17 protein-coding genes and 1 riboswitch are annotated in these 17,330 nt (G+C 37.7%); of the genes, 12 read left to right on the forward strand and 5 right to left on the reverse strand.

The genetic code is table 11. The features are described from left to right. Positions 1-60 precede the first annotated feature (60 nt). From BN990_RS02895 to BN990_RS02915, 5 genes are all read left to right on the forward strand, one after another. Positions 61-561 (forward strand): competence protein ComK, encoded by a 501-nt coding sequence (locus BN990_RS02895; protein WP_021289794.1) that lies wholly within the window; start codon positions 61-63, stop codon positions 559-561. 210 nt (positions 562-771) lie between these two features. Beyond that, positions 772-1,662 carry a TetR/AcrR family transcriptional regulator gene (locus BN990_RS02900; protein ID WP_021289793.1) on the forward strand — a complete coding sequence of 297 codons (891 nt, stop codon included), beginning with the start codon at positions 772-774 and terminating at the stop codon, positions 1,660-1,662. A 31-nt stretch (positions 1,663-1,693) separates the two neighbouring features. Continuing rightward, positions 1,694-2,554: an efflux RND transporter periplasmic adaptor subunit gene (locus tag BN990_RS02905; RefSeq protein WP_038242226.1), complete on the forward strand. Its 861-nt coding sequence runs from the start codon at positions 1,694-1,696 to the stop codon at positions 2,552-2,554. Positions 2,555-2,557: 3 nt separating this feature from the next. Continuing rightward, positions 2,558-5,650 (forward strand): efflux RND transporter permease subunit, encoded by a 3,093-nt coding sequence (locus BN990_RS02910; RefSeq protein ID WP_038242229.1) that lies wholly within the window; start codon positions 2,558-2,560, stop codon positions 5,648-5,650. Between the two features lie 378 nt (positions 5,651-6,028). Then, a complete protein-coding gene (locus tag BN990_RS02915) occupies positions 6,029-6,331 on the forward strand; it encodes a hypothetical protein (RefSeq protein ID WP_021289790.1) in 303 nt (100 codons plus the stop codon). Positions 6,332-6,384: 53 nt separating this feature from the next. On the opposite strand, the gene zwf is transcribed toward BN990_RS02915, so the two are convergent. From zwf to BN990_RS02940, 5 genes are all read right to left on the reverse strand, one after another. Then, positions 6,385-7,851, reverse strand: coding sequence for a glucose-6-phosphate dehydrogenase (gene zwf / locus BN990_RS02920; RefSeq protein WP_021289789.1), 1,467 nt, complete (start codon positions 7,849-7,851; stop codon positions 6,385-6,387). A 98-nt stretch (positions 7,852-7,949) separates the two neighbouring features. After that, positions 7,950-8,393, reverse strand: coding sequence for a threonine/serine exporter family protein (locus BN990_RS02925; protein ID WP_038242231.1), 444 nt, complete (start codon positions 8,391-8,393; stop codon positions 7,950-7,952). Between the two features lie 18 nt (positions 8,394-8,411). Further along, entirely contained in the window at positions 8,412-9,155 is a 744-nt protein-coding gene (locus tag BN990_RS02930) for a threonine/serine exporter family protein (RefSeq protein ID WP_038242234.1), read from the reverse strand. A gap of 27 nt (positions 9,156-9,182) precedes the next feature. Further along, a complete protein-coding gene (gene chbG / locus BN990_RS02935) occupies positions 9,183-9,881 on the reverse strand; it encodes a chitin disaccharide deacetylase (RefSeq protein ID WP_306465011.1) in 699 nt (232 codons plus the stop codon). Positions 9,882-9,904: 23 nt separating this feature from the next. Next, a complete protein-coding gene (locus tag BN990_RS02940; RefSeq protein WP_021289785.1) occupies positions 9,905-10,639 on the reverse strand; it encodes a GntR family transcriptional regulator in 735 nt (244 codons plus the stop codon). Positions 10,640-10,904: 265 nt separating this feature from the next. Here BN990_RS02940 and BN990_RS02945 point away from each other — a divergent pair, with 265 nt between their 5' ends. The 7 genes from BN990_RS02945 to hprK all read left to right on the forward strand — a co-directional run bounded on the left by BN990_RS02945 (position 10,905) and on the right by hprK (position 17,275). After that, the gene (locus BN990_RS02945; RefSeq protein WP_021289784.1) at positions 10,905-12,221 is read left to right on the forward strand and encodes a 6-phospho-beta-glucosidase; all 1,317 of its coding nucleotides are present in this window, start codon (positions 10,905-10,907) and stop codon (positions 12,219-12,221) included. 1 nt (position 12,222) lies between these two features. Further along, positions 12,223-13,512: a PTS sugar transporter subunit IIC gene (locus BN990_RS02950; protein WP_021289783.1), complete on the forward strand. Its 1,290-nt coding sequence runs from the start codon at positions 12,223-12,225 to the stop codon at positions 13,510-13,512. A 2-nt stretch (positions 13,513-13,514) separates the two neighbouring features. Further along, entirely contained in the window at positions 13,515-13,853 is a 339-nt protein-coding gene (locus BN990_RS02955; RefSeq protein ID WP_021289782.1) for a PTS lactose/cellobiose transporter subunit IIA, read from the forward strand. Further along, positions 13,850-14,152 (forward strand): PTS sugar transporter subunit IIB, encoded by a 303-nt coding sequence (locus BN990_RS02960; protein ID WP_021289781.1) that lies wholly within the window; start codon positions 13,850-13,852, stop codon positions 14,150-14,152. The genes BN990_RS02955 and BN990_RS02960 overlap by 4 nt, the downstream gene beginning before the upstream one ends. A 103-nt stretch (positions 14,153-14,255) precedes the next feature. Beyond that, positions 14,256-14,366: riboswitch (TPP riboswitch) on the forward strand. A 128-nt stretch (positions 14,367-14,494) separates the two neighbouring features. Beyond that, positions 14,495-15,313 carry a lipoate--protein ligase family protein gene (locus tag BN990_RS02965; protein WP_021289780.1) on the forward strand — a complete coding sequence of 273 codons (819 nt, stop codon included), beginning with the start codon at positions 14,495-14,497 and terminating at the stop codon, positions 15,311-15,313. Next, positions 15,306-16,250: a lipoyl synthase gene (lipA, locus tag BN990_RS02970; RefSeq protein ID WP_021289779.1), complete on the forward strand. Its 945-nt coding sequence runs from the start codon at positions 15,306-15,308 to the stop codon at positions 16,248-16,250. Before BN990_RS02965 ends, lipA begins: the two co-directional genes overlap by 8 nt. A 98-nt stretch (positions 16,251-16,348) precedes the next feature. After that, the gene (gene hprK, locus BN990_RS02975) at positions 16,349-17,275 is read left to right on the forward strand and encodes an HPr(Ser) kinase/phosphatase (RefSeq protein WP_021289778.1); all 927 of its coding nucleotides are present in this window, start codon (positions 16,349-16,351) and stop codon (positions 17,273-17,275) included. The last annotated feature ends 55 nt before the right edge of the window (positions 17,276-17,330 follow it).

Consider the following 17,330-nt stretch of genomic DNA (forward strand, 5'->3'; position numbering starts at 1 on the left):
AAAAAAGAAAGCCATCATAGTAAAATAGAATTACAAAATTTAGTAAAAAGGAGGAGGACAATGACAAACTGTATTACATCTGTTTATATTATTTCACCAAGAACAAAAGCAATTATCCTTAAAGAATTAACCTATTACCGATCACTCATAATAGAAGAGAATAGAGAAAGAAAGTCATTACATAAACCAGAACAAATCATTGACAATAGCTGCTTAGTATACGGGTCTACACTAGAGGGGAGGAAGGGAGCTGTACGAGATATATTAAAAACTTCAAGTAAGCTTCCGATACCTGTTATTCCCGAAATGGGTGTATATATGATTCCAACAGCTTCAACTAAGAACAAATCCTGTGTGTGGGTTGCATATCATCATATTCATTCCTATCAAAGTCATGACCAATGTACATCAATCCAATTTAATGATGGGAGTAACTTACTAGCGCATACATCGTTAAATACATTTGATATGCAATATAAGCGTACAAGTCAAATTATTGTACATATGAACCGTTCCTTTCTATTTAGTAGAGGTAACCCTTCTAAACGAATTTTGAGATAGCTGTTGTGATTCATAAGGTGCTCATTTATCAGGAGTGCCTTGTTTTTATGAGAAGCAATTTATGAAGATTTCATGTCATTTTATTTTCGTGCTTGTAATGAAAACAGTTTCATTGTTACACTTAGTAAAACGTGATGTGACTAACCGGTCAGTCATTCGTTTAATGAAACAAATAGTCTGGCATATCCGTACTACAAAGAGGGGTTAATCATGAATGATAAGAAACAAAAATTAATTGAAATTGGGATGAAGTTAATAGCTGAAAAAGGCTATTATAATACTTCTATTCAAGAAATTGCTAATGAAGCTGGTGTATCCAAAGGATCATTTTATATCTATTTTTCTTCAAAAGAAGCGTTTATTGCCACCGCTATTCATAACTTCCATCAACGTATTTCTGAAGAAATGAAGCAAATGCAACAAGACAGTAACACACCAAGAGAGAATTTTGCAAATCAACTCGCTGTTTCAATAGATTATATCTATTGCCATAAGGATTACATTTTTATGTTTATACGTGAGAATATATCCTTAGGAGAAAATATTGATAAGTTAATTTATAACTTAAAAGTAGAAAACTTTAATTGGATGAAGAGCAATTTAAAGGCAATTTACCAAGAAGAAATGGATGAAATGGATGCTATTTTGATTGACATCATTATTCAAGCGGAGGGACTGCTTAGCGGATATTTTAAATGGCTAATGATAGAGGATATACAAATAGATAGTGGTGAAGCAGGAGCATTTTTAGTTCGGAGAATTGATGATTTAGTCAAAGGTATGCTACATAGAAAGGAAGAGCCGCTAATCGGTTTAGACCAAGTCCCAAATGCATATTCCTTTGCTGAAATGGACCAAAAACGGAATGAGATTCAGATAGCCCTTAAATTGTTAAAAATGAATGTAGAAGCAATCCAACTAGATGAAATAAAAAAAGCACAACTTCATGAAGTAATAAGCGCATTACAAAAAGAAGTAGACCAGGATGAATATCAATCCGTTGTTGTTCAAGGTTTACTTGCTCATTTTTATCAATTTCCTGAGTTAAAAGAAGAGACTGAACAATTGGCTGACTTATTTGATGTGGAATTATTATCTTGAATAACGTTGATAAACGAGAGGAGCTTCACAGATGAAAAAGATTGGAATTAGTATAGCCGCCATTTTATTGATCACCTTGCTTGGTGCATGCAATCAGCAAGCTGATGATGACGAGCAGGAGCAGGAAGAAAAAGTAATACCTGTAGAAACAGAAGAAGCAACGGAAGGCGATATTGTTATTGAGAAGACAATATATGGGAGAACCGCCCCTTCTGCTTCAACTCCAGTAATGGTACAAAATCCTGGTGAAATAGATTCATTAGAAGTCCAAAATGGTGATCAAGTAGAAGAAGATGATGTCATTGCAACGATACAAACCCCTGCTGGAAAGCAGAATATTAGGGCTTCTAAAGCTGGAGAGATTGCTCAATTATCGGTAAGTGAGGGAGGAATTGCATCCACTGAAGAGCCATTAGCGATTATTACAGATTTACAAACAATTCAATTAAACTTTACCGTTACCTCGGATGTTCGTGGTTTAGTAGAGAGAGAGGATAAGCTAAACGTGGATATTGATGGGAACCAATATAAAGCAGAAGTGTCGTCAGTTGGAACCATGCCAGATGATACAGGTTTATATCCAATAGAAGCAACAGTTAATAATGATGAAGAGGATTTGATAGCAGGACTAACTGCAAAACTGCATATTCCGGAAGAGAGAATAAATTCTGCCATCATTGTACCGACAGAAGCAATTGAAGAAGCTAATAATGAGTCTTTTGTTTATGTTATCAAAGATAATGAAGCTATTCGAACGGTAGTTACTCCAAAAGAAACGCAGTCTGATAAAACAGCCATTGAGGGTGAGGTTAAAGCAGGCGATCAAATTGTTATAAATGGTCAGTTATCATTATCTGACGGCAGCCAGGTAAATGTTGTGAAAGGAGAATAGACGTTGAAGATAATTAAAACATCTGTTAAACGCCCTGTTGGCGTAATTATGATCGTTCTCGCTCTACTGGCTCTTGGTGCCGTTTCTTTACGAAGCTTGACAATTGATCTTTTCCCTAAGATGGATCTTCCTGTAGCAGTAGTAGCAACATCATATGACGATGCAGCACCACAAGAAGTTGAGAATTTAATTAGTAGACCAATCGAATCAGCAGTTAGTACGGTAGAAGGGATAGAAACTGTACAATCCCAGTCACAATCTGGGGCATCTTTAGTAGTACTGATGTTTAGTAATGGAACGGACTTAGATCAAGCGTTATTAGATGTTCGAGAAAGTGTGGATCAGGTGAAAGCAGCTTTGCCTGAGCAGGCTGGAGATCCAAATATTATGCGATTTAATCCAGATCAAATGCCTGTTATGTGGGTCGGTTTAACTGGTGATGATGCAGCATCATTAACGCAAACAGCTGATGAGCAAGTCGTCCCATTCTTTGAAAGACAAGAAGGAGTAGGCTCCGTTTCGGTTGAAGGCGGAAAAGAAAGAGAAATCCAACTAATACTAGATGAAGCAAAATTACAACAGTATGGTGTAACTACACAAATGATTATACAATCATTGAATAGCACCAATCAGTCTGCTTCTGTTGGCTCCATTGATAAAGGGAATAAAGATCTACAGCTGCGGGTGACTGGTGAATTTGAATCGCTAGAAGATATTGAACAAACGATTGTTCAAACAGAAGCAGGTGCAACCGTTCATGTTGAAGATCTTGCTGAAGTAAAAGACGATTACAAAGAACAATCAGGTATGACACTTGTTAATGGTAAGCCATCTGTAGTTTTATCCGTGTTGAAGAAGACGGATAGCAATACAGTAGAAGTTGCCACGAATATTGAAGATGGCATTGAGGAAATTAAACAAGATCTTCCATCAGATGTTAATTTGGATGTAATTATCGATACTTCAGATTTTATTGAGATGTCGATTGATTCTGTCATACAAAACATATTAATTGGTGGTATCATATCCATCTTTATCTTATTACTCTTCCTTAAGAGTGTACGGGCGACGATTGTTATTGGTTTATCCATTCCAATTGCAATTATTACCACGTTCATATTAATGTATTTTACAGGGGAAACGTTGAATATTTTAACATTAGGCGGCTTAGCCCTTGGGTTAGGGATGATGGTTGATAGTTCGATTGTAATTCTCGAGCATATTTATTCTTATCGTCAACGGGGTTACAGTTTAAAAGATTCTGCAATCAAGGGTGCAAGTGAATTAGCCCCTGCGGTTATTGCATCAACTACAACTACATTGGTGGTTTTCTTACCAATTATCTATGTAGAGGGGATAGCTTCCGATCTATTTACCCCACTTGCACTAGCCGTATCGTTTTCACTTATCACATCGCTCGTTGTAGCAGTGACACTTGTTCCGATGTTATCATCCAAGCTCTTGAAAAAAGCAATGACAGATGGAGGCCGCCGCTATTGGTTTGACCGTTTGTTAAGTTGGCTAAATGATCGTTACCGCAGTGTGTTAAAGTGGGTGCTTGGACATAGGAAGACTACCGTATTTGTCACCATTTTAGCGATTGTAGGAAGTTTAGCATTAACCCCATTTATTGGTGCAGAGTTGATTCCATCGGCCGATCAAGGTCAAATGGAAGTTCGAGTCGAAACAGCTCCAGGAAGTTCTCTTAGTCATACAGAAGATATCGTAGAAAAAGTAAATCAAGAGTTAGAACCATTCGAGTCTGTAATCGAAACGAATTATGTCAGTGTTGGTGGCGGAGGCGGCATGGCTGCCGCCAGTGGTGGTAGTAGTGGAAACCAAGCCGTCTACACAATGCAATTAGTGCCTTCTGGTGAAAGAGTTAAAACAACTTCAGACGTGGTACAGGAGATAGATGAGGCCCTGAAAGATATACCGGGTGCGGAAATCACGGTTAGTTCGATGGATTCTGGAATGAATACGGGTAGTCCAATTCAGATTCAACTAAATGGGCCAGAGCATGAAGTGCTAAGTGAATTATCAAACCAAGTGGTTGACGAAATTTCGCAAGTTGATGGTGTCTACAATCCGGAAACTTCAGCTTCTGAAGGTGTACCGCAAATGAATATAGTAGTTGATCAGGAAGAAGCGGCAACTTATGGTCTTAATCAGGAACAAATTCTTGGCCAAATTCAAATGCAGTTTACTGGACAGGTAGCTACACAGTTCAAGGAAGATGGTCAAGATATGGATGTCACGATGATGTATCCAGAAGACCAGCGTAGTTCGATTGAGGATTTACATGATATGAAAATTCAAACGCCGCAAGGCTCTACCATATCGTTAGATGAAGTCGCTGAATTTAAACAAATGAGTGGTCCTGTAAGTTTACTTCGAGAAAATCAGCAACCGCAGATGAATGTAACCAGTGATATTGTTGATCGAGATCTGGGCAGCGTTTCATCGGATGTAGAGGCTGCATTGGCAGATATGAACTTACCGGAAGGATATAGTTATGAAATGGGCGGTCAAACCGAGGATATGACCGAGTCCTTTACGGATTTGGCAATTGCATTAGTCTTCTCGATTCTTTTAGTATATGCGGTAATGGCAGTGCAATTTGAGAATTTCTTATTCCCATTAATTATCATGTTTGCTATGCCAACAACAGTTATTGGGGTATTGATCGGCTTATATGTTGTAGGTATACCATTAAGTATTCCTGCGTTTATCGGGATTATTATGCTTGCCGGTATTGTGGTTAATAATTCGATCGTATTGGTAGATTATATAAATATTCTGCGAAGACAAGGAATGGATCGTCATGATGCTATCTTGGAAGCTGGCCCAAGTAGATTACGTCCAATTCTTATGACGACTTTGACAACCATATTGGCAATGGTACCATTGGCGCTAGCTCTTGGTGAGGGTGCTGAGACACAACAGCCAATGGCAGTTACCATTATTTTTGGTCTCGGTGTATCTAGCTTATTTACCTTATTGTTAATTCCAGTAATATACACCTTATTTGATGATTTAACAGCTAAGATTACTAAAAGAGATAAAAAGAGTAAAGATAATCTAGATAGAGAATAATCCGAACGGTTATTTGATACACTCCCTTCAAAGTAGACTGGAAACTAAATCTGTTACTTGGAGGGAGTTCCTTTTGTCGAGAAAAGGAACATGCACTGATGCTAGAAGACCGTTTTACATGAGTATATGATTATCAAAAGGGATAGACAGATTTTTCCGTAACTCTTAGCAAATGTCATAGACATGATTCTGGTGTCAAATAGCGTGGGTTGTGATGTTCTAATCGGGTAAGCGTGCTTGGCGAGTTAGCTGAAGCAGTGCCCACTGATGAAAAAATTGATAATTAATTAAAATGAGAGCTGCTAATTTTTCTTAGAGATTCGTTTACAACGAAGCATTTTGGGAATAGTAATCGGTAGTAAGATTGGAGGTAAGGCTATGTCAATATCACGAATTATGAAATGGATTACGGGAATATTTGAAGCGTTATTAGGTTTTCCAATACTTGGTGGAGCTTTTATTATATCGAATTTATGGGGACCACTATTTGTTATGCTCGTACTTCATATTATAACGTTGATCTTATCAAGAAGAGATGGTGGAGCAACAGCAGGAAGTATAATTGGAATTCTAACTTCTTTAATTGGATGGATTCCAGGGATTGGTATGATTATGCATCTTATTACAGCGGTGGTACTAATCATTACTGGTATGATGCCTGATAATCAATCTGGTGATTAGCATGTAAAAAACAAGGTACCTCACGTTGTAGTAAGGTATCTTGTTCACATGAACTAGTCTGTAATTGGCCACCAATGAAAGCCATCCTTTTCTAATAAATCATCCGCAGCTTCAGGTCCCATCGATCCTGCAGGGTAGTTAGGAAAGTCTGGTGTTACTGCTGCCCATGCATCTAGTAGCGAATCTACAAATTCCCACGAATGCGCCACTTCATCCCAATGTGTAAAATTGGTTGTATCACCAATGATACAATCATATAGTAATTTCTCATACGCTTCTGGTGTATTTATATCATCAACGCCATTATTTGTGTAAGAAAGCTTGATCGGTTCAGCAATAGAGCCAATTCCAGCTTTTTTAGCATTTAAGTATAAGGTAATTCCTTCATTAGGTTGAATATTAATTATTAACAGATTTGGGTGTTTTTCGGTCTCATTTTTGTAGTATAAATTCATTGGTATATCATTGAATTCAACCACAATTTTTGTTGACTTTTCCTTCATCTTTTTACCTGTTCGAATATAAAAGGGAACTCCAGCCCAACGATAGTTATCAATCATTACTTTACCAGCAACAAATGTTTCGGTAGTTGAGTTGGCAAGATCTGTTGCTTCTTCACGATATCCCTTGATAGAGTTACTGCTGCCATATTGACCGCGAACGAAAAATTCATTTACTTTCTCTGGATCTACAAGACGAAGCGCACGAAGTACTTTTACTTTTTCTGATCGAATCTCTTCTGGCGTCAATTTAATTGGTGGCTCCATGGCTAATAAAGCAACCATTTGCAACATATGATTTTGTACCATATCTCTAGTCGCCCCTGAATGATCATAGTAACGCGCTCGCTCTTCAACTCCTAATTTCTCACTAGATGTGATTTGAATATTCGAGATGAATCGATTATTCCAAAGATGTTCAAATATGCCATTAGCAAAACGGATTACTTCAATATTTTGTACCATTTCTTTGCCTAGGTAATGATCAATTCGGTAAATTTGATCTTCATCAAATGCATGTCGAATTTGATTGTTTAATTCCTTGGCGGAATCTAAATCATGTCCGAATGGCTTTTCAATAACAAGTCTTGTCCAACCTTTTCCATTCTTCAGACCATTTTCCTCTAATTGATTGGCAATTGAACCAAAATATTCAGGCGCCATTGCAAGATAAAAGATTCTATTTCCATCTGTTTGGTAATGCCCTTCCAAGTCCTCTAACAGATTATTTAAATCATCATACGAAGATGTGTCTGTCACGTCAAAGGAATGATAATAAAAGTGGGAAGAAAAATCTTCTAAATCCTCTTCTTTTGAGGATGACTGCTCGATAGAATTACGGACATTTTCTCTAAACACATCATTTGTCCATGGACGTCGTGCAAGACCCACCACTGCAAATTCCTCACCAATCTTACCATTTTTATATAGCCGGTAAATGGAAGGGAATAATTTTCGCTTAGATAAGTCTCCTGTTGCTCCAAAGATAACAATAATTGCATTTGGTTTATCTGTACTCATGAATACCCTCTCCATTTTCTATTTACGAATTAGCTTATGAGCTAAATGTAAGTTATTATAATACAACCTATCTTATAAGGAAAAAATCCTAAAATCAACTATTCCGGACGGAGCCAACCCCAAGTTTTTTTAATGATCTGGTTAGCAACCTCTGAAAACATGAGTCCGATAGCAATCGCACCGGCAAGCAGCATTACCTTAGTTGAAAGTTGTACGGCTGTAAAATAATCATTCTCAACAAAATGTCTCATAGCATCATACGCAATCCCTCCGGGTACAAGAGGAATAATGCCAGATACGTTAAAAATAATAATTGGTGTCTTATATAGTCTTGCGCATAGGTGACTAAGTATTGCTACAAGCATCGATCCAAAGATCGTAGCTGGAACAGCATCTATACCTTGATCAACTAAAATATAATAAAGAATCCAGCCAAACATACCAACCATCCCGCATTGGGTTAAGGCTTGACGTGGTGCATTAAATAGGACACCAAAACCGCTAGCCGCAATAAAACTAGTAACTAGTTGGGCGATAATCATACATATCAGCTCCTACATCTATATGATTGCAAATACAACAGCAACACCTGCACCAATTGCAAATGCTGTGAGAATTGCCTCTACACCTTTGGAAACACCAGCTACCAAATGTCCAGCCATCAAATCACGAACTGCATTGGTAATATGCAGACCAGGAACAAGAGGCATGACCGCACCAATAATTATTTTATCCATCTGTATACCAAATCCAATGTGAATGGCGATTCCTGAAGCTATTGCAATCATAAAGGAAGCAAAGAATTCAGCAATAAACCGAATTTCAACTACTTTTTCAAACCAAATCATTGCAAAAAAACCAATACCGCCTGCAAAGAAGGAGGGTAAAAAATCTGGCCATGCTCCACCAAACATAATCGTAAAGCTTCCACTAACGAAGGCAGCAGCAATCATTTGTATCCAATAAGGAAAAGATTCACTTGCATGCTGAATACCTTTCAGGTGCAGGAGAGCTTCCTTTGGTTCAATCGTTTGTGCAGAAATTTGCCGAGAGATATGATTTACTTCGGCGATCTTATGTAAGTCTGTTGAACGATTAGAAATCCTCCGGAAATAGGTTGCTTCTCCTTCCGTAGAAAATTGAATTCCAGTTGGAGTAGCATAACTTTCAGCCTTTTTTAATCCATAAGAAGCGGCGATCCTGTTCATGGTATCTTCTACGCGATACGTTTCAGCACCGCTTTGTAACATGATTTTCCCAGCTAATAAACATACTTTCGCTACAGATACATCATCTTGTTGCATGAAATCCCCCCTATATGGAAGATGTCTTTACTCAATGATAGCCCAATCGGGGACGTGTAAGGAGCAAAGAATATCTAACTCTTGCTTCCGTTTATCTGTATAGCTGCTAATCTGACGTAATTCCTTATCGACAATGGCAGGGTGTGTCATTACTTCGATACTTTTGGCATTTGTCTGCTTCAGCCGTGTAAAAATGTCAGCAGAAACTTCATCCCCATAAAAGTCTAACCAAATTTGTTCCGTTAATAAAATATCTTGTTCTGCAGCTAAGTTATCTGTTATACGTACGGGCACTTGGTATTCTTTTGCCAGTGAAATGATTAACTGTTGTAGCGGTTCCCATCCATGTACATGATGGTGACTATCGATATGGTGTAGAGAGAGACCAGTAGCTAAAAAAGCTTCAATTTGTGCACGCCATTCTTTCTCAACTGCCTGCAAGTTTGGCGCTTCCATGTGTCGATACCTGCTTGAATATTTAAACCGGTTATTTTCACAAACCAATTCCGGTACGGAACTTAAAGGTTTCCCCCATGTTAAGACAAGATGAATGCCGACATGTAATGTATCATTCTCTTTAGCACGTGCGACAGCATAATTCACTGCTTTCCCATTCATCATTAAGGTTGTTGAAGTGACAACTCCATTTTGATGGGCCATTATAATTCCGTCTGTTACGCCCTTGGTTAATCCGAAATCATCGGCATTGAATAAGACATGCATCATAAATATCCCCCTACATTCTAAAATTATAGATTATTTTCAAATGGATAATTACGTTCAATTACAAAATTTGTTTTATCCCCTCTAAAGAAAGCACGTGAATACTCTACTTTCTCTCCTTTTTCGTTTTCTGCAACGGTTTCAATATAAAAGCAAGGCGCACCTTGTTCACAATTTAGATGGCTGGAAGCTCTTTCATCTGCTAACGTAATTTCTACATGTTCAATCGTTTTGGCTATATGTACTTGAAACTCTTCTTTTAAAGCAGCATATAGCGATGATTCTGCTTGCGTTTTTGTGATGCCTGGAGCAACATTCCACGGAATATAGGAAATCTCATATTGCGTTGGTTCCATATTTGCCTTTCTCACACGTTCCACGCGCTGAATAGGATCGTTTAAAGAAACGTCTAAGGAATGCTCGATATATTCATTTGCAGGAATAACTTGTATATCTAATACAGTTATCTCAGCTTCTTTGCCTTGAATAGCAACTTGATCACTGTAGCGTTTTACCGTTTGCGAAAGCGTTTGTTTCACTTTTTGATCTGCTACAAATGTACCTCGTCCTTGGTGGCGATTTAAATACCCTTCTAGTGTTAGTTGATTTAGAGCAGTTCGGATGGTTGTTCTGCTCACTCCAAAATCTTCACATAACTCTAATTCGGTAGGTATTTTCTCTCCTTTCTTATATTTGTTTGTTTTAATACGATTCAACAATTCTTCCTTAATATAAGCATGTAATGATTGATTCTTTTCCATTTGCACACTTCCTTACTCGATCCTAGTTTGGATATATATTAACGGTAAAATTAAAGACATAAAAAAGCAATAATTCACTTAATTAAAGTGTACAAGATTACACATATAATGACAATATTTTATAAATGTTATTACAATAAGAAACATATTTCTTGAAATGTATGGACTTTAAATAATTTGTATGATACATTTTAGATGAACAACAAAATACAACGATACACTATTATAAAAGCGGTTTCAAAAAACATCAAAGGAGTTAAAGGAAATGACATTAAAACTTGTAGTAGTAGGTGGAGGGTCTAGTTACACACCTGAAATAATTGAAGGAATTATTCGGCGCTATGACTCATTTCCCGTTACAGACATTGTACTTGTAGATGTTGAAGCGGGGAAAGAGAAACTAGAAATAATTGGACGATTAGCATTACGAATGATAGAGAAATCAAATAAAGCAATTCATCTAACATGGACCTTAAATCGCCGGCAAGCACTTGAAAATGCGGACTTTGTTTCTACTCAAATACGAGTGGGTGGGTTAGAAGCCAGATCAAAAGACGAACGTATTCCATTAAGCCATGGGTTTATTGGGCAAGAAACAAACGGAGCTGGAGGTATCTTCAAAGCATTTCGTACTATCCCAGTCCTTTTAGAATTAGCGAAAGACGTGCATGACATTTGTCCGAATGCATGGATAATTAATTTCACAAACCCTGCTGGAATTGTTACAGAAGCTTTATTAAAACACTCTCCGCATAAGAAGGTTATCGGTGTATGCAATATCCCATTTAATATGCGACATTCGACTGCAGAAATTTTAAATGTAAAGCCAGATGAAGTGAGTATTGAATTTATTGGCATGAATCATTTTGTATTTGGTAGTAAGGTCCTTGTTAATGGAGAAGATCGAACGAATGAAGTATTAGAAAAAGTGACCCACGACCTTGACTATTCACCAGCAAATATTGTTAATTTAGGCTGGACCAAGACGTTTATAGAAGCTACGGGTCTACTTCCGAATCCATATCATCAATATTATTTTCAAACGGCGGATGTTCTAAAAAAAGACTTGAAAGCGTTTAAAGAAAATGGCACACGAGCCGAGGTAGTTCAGGATTTGGAAGGATCTCTTTTTGAGATTTATAAAAACCCGTCGTTATATGAGAAGCCAAAGGAACTTGAAGAACGTGGTGGAGCTTTTTATAGCGATGTAGCATGTAGTTTAATGGACTCCATTTATAATAATAAACAGGATATTCAGACGGTAAACACATGGAACCATGGAGCAATACCCGATTTGCCAGAAGATGCTGTTATTGAAGTTAATTGCATTATTACTAAAAATGGACCAAAACCAATTGCTGTTGGGCATTTACCACTTTCGGTTAAAGGTCATATTTATCAAATGAAGGCCTTTGAGGAACTAGTTATTCAAGCAAGTATCACTGGGAACTACAACGATGCATACACAGCAATGGTGATGAATCCATTACTTGCTGATGAAAAGAGAAGCAAGGATGTGCTGGATGAGTTATTGGAAGCACATCAAGCATATTTGCCACAATTTAATTCAAGGGGGATTTAAGATGAACAGTAAATTTATGCAAAAGTTCATTGAAATTGCTGGACGTATTGGATCACAGCGACATCTAGTAGCTGTCCGAGACGGGTTCGTTGCGATCATGCCATTAATTATCGTTGGGTCACTTGCTATTTTAATTAATAATTTTCCGCCATTTGGCAACTTTAATTTTGTTGAATGGATGAATGGAATCTTTGGTGATGGCAATTGGCAAACAGTCGGGGGGAGTATTTGGAACGGTACTTTTGCTATATTAGGTCTTTTAGTATCCTTTTCTATAGCTTATAATTTAGCTAAGTCTTATGACGTAGATGGGCTATCTGCTGGTCTCATATCAGCTGCCGGTTTTATTATGCTAGTCCCTTGGACAGAGGATGGCGCTGGTTTAACCGCAGCATGGTTAGGTACGCAAGGACTATTTGTTGGAATTATTATAGCGCTTCTTGTCACAGAACTTTTCAGAATATTGATAAATTCGAATTTGACTATTAAAATGCCAGAAGGTGTTCCAGACGGGGTTACACGCTCCTTCAAAGCATTAGTACCTGCGGTGATCATTTTAATTATTCTAGGTTTTTTCCAGGCATTAATGAATGTGTTCGCAGAGCAAAGTATTTTTGAAGTTATCTTTAATGCAATTCAAGAACCGTTACAAGGTTTGGGGAATACTTTGCCCGCAGCAATGGTTGTATCCTTTCTTAATCACTTATTATGGTTCTTTGGTTTACATGGGACGAATATTATTGGATCAGTAATTGAACCGGTCTACTTGCCACTGATTGAACAAAATCTCGATTTATTTAAGAGCGGTATGTCAGCATTTGACGTACCTAATATTGTAACAAAACCATTCTTAGATTCATTTGTTTTTATGGGTGGATCAGGAACGACCATTGCATTGTTAATTGCAGTCTTTATTGTAATACGTAGAGAGAGAAACCATCCATATCGACAAGTTGCAAAGTTATCAGCGCCAGCAGGGCTATTTAACATTAATGAACCGGTTATTTTTGGACTACCAATTGTATTAAACCCTGTGATGTTAATTCCATTTATATTGATTCCTGTAACATTGACGATTACATCCTATATTGCATTAGCTACTGGTATAGTGCCAAGAACAGTGGCAATTCTTCCATGGACAACACCGCCAATTTTAAGTGGTTATCTAGTAACAGGCGGTAGCTGGCGTGGAATTGGGCTTCAAGTATTTAATTTAGTGCTGGCTGTTATCATGTATATTCCATTCATTTTAGCAGGTGCAAGAACCTTAAAGAGAAATAAGGGGGAATAACCATGACTACAAAAGAAGATGTACAGATGCTATCCTTTTCGATTATACTTCATGCTGGAAATGCAAGGTCATCTGCAATGGAAGCTATTTCTTTAGCAAAATCTTATCAATTTGCTGAAGCACGACAAAAAATAGCAGAGGCGGATGAAGAATTTACAGAAGCTCATCATATTCAAACGAAATTTTTACAGGAAGAAGCAGAAGGGAACCAAACAGAGGTTTCCGTCATTCTAATACATGCACAGGACCATCTAATGACCGCCATGACAGTAAAAGATTTAGCTAGTGAAATGATTGATATGTATGAAAAGATGCAAATCCTAGAGGAGGGAAACAAATGAAGATTATTTTAGTTTGTTCTGCGGGGATGTCGACTTCCATGCTTGTAAAAAAAATGAAACAATCAGCTGACGATAGAAATATAATGGCCGAGATTAATGCGGTAGCAGAATCACAATTAAAGAACGAGCTGGATGATCTTGATGTTGTATTAATTGGTCCACAAGTCCGTTATTTAGAAAAGAAGATTAGAGAGCAGTTGGAACCAAAAGGAATCGCTGTTGATGTAATTGATCAAATAGCTTATGGCATGATCCAAGGAGATAAGGTTTTAGATCAAGCCATCGCTTTAAAGAAATAGAAGAATAATAGAAATGAAGTTGTACGAAAAAAATTGCGCCTTTACAATTTATGGCAAGCTTGTTAAGCTGATTTTGTTGGTAAATTAAAACTAAATGGAATCTTTTCAACACTAGGGGAGCTATGTAAAGTAGCTGAGAAGAGCGTAGGAATCGTTTTGACCCTTCGTACCCGAACAGGATAATGCCTGCGTGGGAAAGTGTGGTCAATAGGGATACTTTATTGACTGCATTCACGACGAATGCAGTCTTTTTTATGAGGAAGTATCATGGTTTTCTTTCATACATGTGCACCTCCGGTTAGGCCTTTGTTGAAAAGATTCTTCTTATGGGAGGCGATTTTCGTGCAAGAAAAATGGGGATTTTTAGAAAATGTACCTCATGATGCTGCCATTAACATGGCATTAGATGAGGCATTACTTAATTGGCATCATGAAGGAAAAATACCGCCTACATTACGTTTTTATCAATGGATAGCCCCCACGCTTTCAATTGGTCATTTTCAAAAAGTAGACGGAAAAATCGATGTAGAAGGTATTCAAAACCATCAATGTCAATTTGTGCGGAGAATGACTGGGGGCAGTGCAGTTCTGCATGATGATGAACTAACGTATAGTATTGTAATATCTGAACAACATCCGGCAATTGCTTCATCGATTCGTCAAGCGTACTATGATTTGTCAAAAGGCATACTACGAGGCTATCAAAATTTAAACATTCCAGTTGATTATGCCGAATCGTTTTCAAAAGAACGGAGTAGTATTTGTTTTGAGAGACCCGCATTCTATGAAATGGTTGCAGATGGCAAAAAGATATCTGGTAATGCACAGACAAGAAAAAAAGGAGTATTGCTCCAACATGGTTCGATTCCGATATCGATGAATGTAGATATGTTATTCGATCTTTTTTTATTTCCTTCTGAACGTGTCAAGGAGAGAAAAAAACAGGCATTTTGGAAAAAAGCTACGACGATTAATCAGGTAACGCAAAGGAAACATTCCTATGAAACGGTTAAAACAGCTTTTTTAGAAGGATTCGGAGAGGGATTGAATATTGAACTTGAACCTTTTACATTAACAAAAAGCCAATGGAATGAAGTATACGATCTAGCAGAACGAAAATATACAGATAATACAATCAAAGGAGTTGTATCCCATGCCTAAAGATCAAACATATATACGAAAGCCGGAGTGGTTAAAAACAAAAATAAACACGAATAAATCCTACAGAGGATTAAAGAAATTAATGCGCGAAAATCGCCTGAATACAGTGTGTGAAGAAGCACGCTGCCCAAATATACATGAGTGTTGGAGTGAACGTAAAACTGCGACGTTTATGATCTTAGGAGATACATGTACAAGAGGATGCCGCTTTTGTGCTGTAAAAACTGGATTACCAAATGAATTAGATTGGGGAGAGCCAGAAAGGGTGGCTAATTCGGTTACCGTTATGGGGCTACGGCATGTTGTAGTTACAGCAGTGGCACGTGATGATTTAAATGATGGGGGAGCGGCTGTATTTGCTGAGACGGTACGAGCAATTCGAAGAAAAAACCCAGGATGTACGATTGAAATTCTACCATCAGATATGAAAGGGGACTACGAGAGTCTATATACATTGATGGATAGTGCACCAGATATTTTTAATCATAATATTGAAACGGTACGCAGGCTAACAAAACGTGTAAGAGCTAGAGCGATGTATGATCGGTCTCTTCAATTATTGGAACGCGTGAAGGAAATCGCTCCTAAAACACCGACCAAATCTAGTATTATGGTTGGTTTGGGTGAGGAGAAAGCGGAAATCATTCAAGCAATGGATGATCTTTTAGCGCATAAAGTCGATATTATGACAATTGGTCAGTATTTACAACCAACAAAAAAACATTTGAATGTTGAGCGTTATTACCATCCAGATGAGTTTGCCGAGTTAAAACAAATTGCACTTGAGAAAGGATTTTCACATTGTGAAGCTGGACCATTGGTTCGATCTTCTTATCATGCAGATGAACAAGTAACCCAAGCCTCGGCGCAACGTCGAATTAACTATATGAAAGGCTATGAAAAACAGGAAAAAAAAGAAGTAGATTTTACTTTCTAACATTTCCAATCCGTTATGAAACCTCCATTTCTTGTTTTTCGTATAGAAACATAATATAGTTAAAAGCTATAGTTGTAATAGAAATGGAGCGTATACAGATGAAGTCAATAACAATTAAACAACTAGCTGGTAGATTCAATCTGGAAATATTGGCTGGAGAGGATCAACTTGATCGATCCATTACCAAGGCGAGAACGCATCGCCCTGGGTTAGAATTTATCGGCTACTTTGACTTTTTTCCGATGGAACATGTCCAAGTGCTCGGACGAAAAGAAATTACGTATTTACATCAGCTGACACATGAGGAGCGACGATTACGAATTGGTAATATTGTAAATTACCACCCTCCTTGCTTTATCGTTACATCAGAGCAAGCTGGGCTGACATATTTAACGCAGTTTTGTAAAGAAGAGGGAATACCTTTATTACGAACGAAAGAGCCTACGTCAACATTTATCGAGAAATATGATGCCTACATGGTGAAGGCGTTAGCGCCAGAAACGGCAGTCCATGCGGTGTGTGTCAATATTTTTGGGTTAGGTATTCTAATTAGAGGAAAGTCAGGAATTGGCAAAAGTGAGATTGCACATGCTTTAATTGGCAGAGGTCATCGATTAGTAGCAGATGATATTGTTGTCTTGAAGAAGCTTGGTCCAGATACATTACTCGGAACACATAATCAAACGAATAAAGAGTTTCTCGCTCTCCGAAGTGTTGGCTTATTAAATGTAGTAAGGGTGTATGGGCAGAAGGCATTTCAAGAAGAAACGAGAATAGCCTTAGATATCAAATTAACCGAATGGGAAAAGGACGCACTGAATAATGAGTTAGAGGTAGAAACTGAATCGAGTGAATATATGGATGTGACAGTTCCTAAAATAGAAATTCAACTGCAACCAGGTCGAGATGTGGTTGGGTTGATTGAGGCTGCTGCTAATAATTGGTATTTGCAACAGCAAGGATATAGTGCTGCTGAAGAATTTATGGAACGATTAGATTTGGATATGGAAGACAATCAAGGATAAATCATTGCTGTCATTCGCTCAGCTTGATTTTTAACAAAGGAATCCCATAGGAACA

Origin of the sequence: Virgibacillus salexigens, assembly GCF_000723585.1 — a bacterium.
Lineage (GTDB): Bacteria > Bacillota > Bacilli > Bacillales > Amphibacillaceae > Virgibacillus > Virgibacillus salexigens.

Bases quoted from the DNA above. Each gene is read 5' to 3' on its own strand.
- BN990_RS02895 (WP_021289794.1), top strand. From the start codon at position 61: ATGACAAACTGTATTACATCTGTTTATATTATTTCACCAAGAACAAAA.
- BN990_RS02900 (WP_021289793.1), top strand. From the start codon at position 772: ATGAATGATAAGAAACAAAAATTAATTGAAATTGGGATGAAGTTAATA.
- BN990_RS02905 (WP_038242226.1), top strand. From the start codon at position 1,694: ATGAAAAAGATTGGAATTAGTATAGCCGCCATTTTATTGATCACCTTG.
- BN990_RS02915 (WP_021289790.1), top strand. From the start codon at position 6,029: ATGTCAATATCACGAATTATGAAATGGATTACGGGAATATTTGAAGCG.
- zwf (WP_021289789.1), bottom strand. From the start codon at position 7,851: ATGAGTACAGATAAACCAAATGCAATTATTGTTATCTTTGGAGCAACA.
- BN990_RS02925 (WP_038242231.1), bottom strand. From the start codon at position 8,393: ATGATTATCGCCCAACTAGTTACTAGTTTTATTGCGGCTAGCGGTTTT.
- BN990_RS02930 (WP_038242234.1), bottom strand. From the start codon at position 9,155: ATGCAACAAGATGATGTATCTGTAGCGAAAGTATGTTTATTAGCTGGG.
- chbG (WP_306465011.1), bottom strand. From the start codon at position 9,881: ATGATGCATGTCTTATTCAATGCCGATGATTTCGGATTAACCAAGGGC.
- BN990_RS02940 (WP_021289785.1), bottom strand. From the start codon at position 10,639: ATGGAAAAGAATCAATCATTACATGCTTATATTAAGGAAGAATTGTTG.
- BN990_RS02945 (WP_021289784.1), top strand. From the start codon at position 10,905: ATGACATTAAAACTTGTAGTAGTAGGTGGAGGGTCTAGTTACACACCT.
- BN990_RS02950 (WP_021289783.1), top strand. From the start codon at position 12,223: ATGAACAGTAAATTTATGCAAAAGTTCATTGAAATTGCTGGACGTATT.
- BN990_RS02955 (WP_021289782.1), top strand. From the start codon at position 13,515: ATGACTACAAAAGAAGATGTACAGATGCTATCCTTTTCGATTATACTT.
- BN990_RS02960 (WP_021289781.1), top strand. From the start codon at position 13,850: ATGAAGATTATTTTAGTTTGTTCTGCGGGGATGTCGACTTCCATGCTT.
- lipA (WP_021289779.1), top strand. From the start codon at position 15,306: ATGCCTAAAGATCAAACATATATACGAAAGCCGGAGTGGTTAAAAACA.
- hprK (WP_021289778.1), top strand. From the start codon at position 16,349: ATGAAGTCAATAACAATTAAACAACTAGCTGGTAGATTCAATCTGGAA.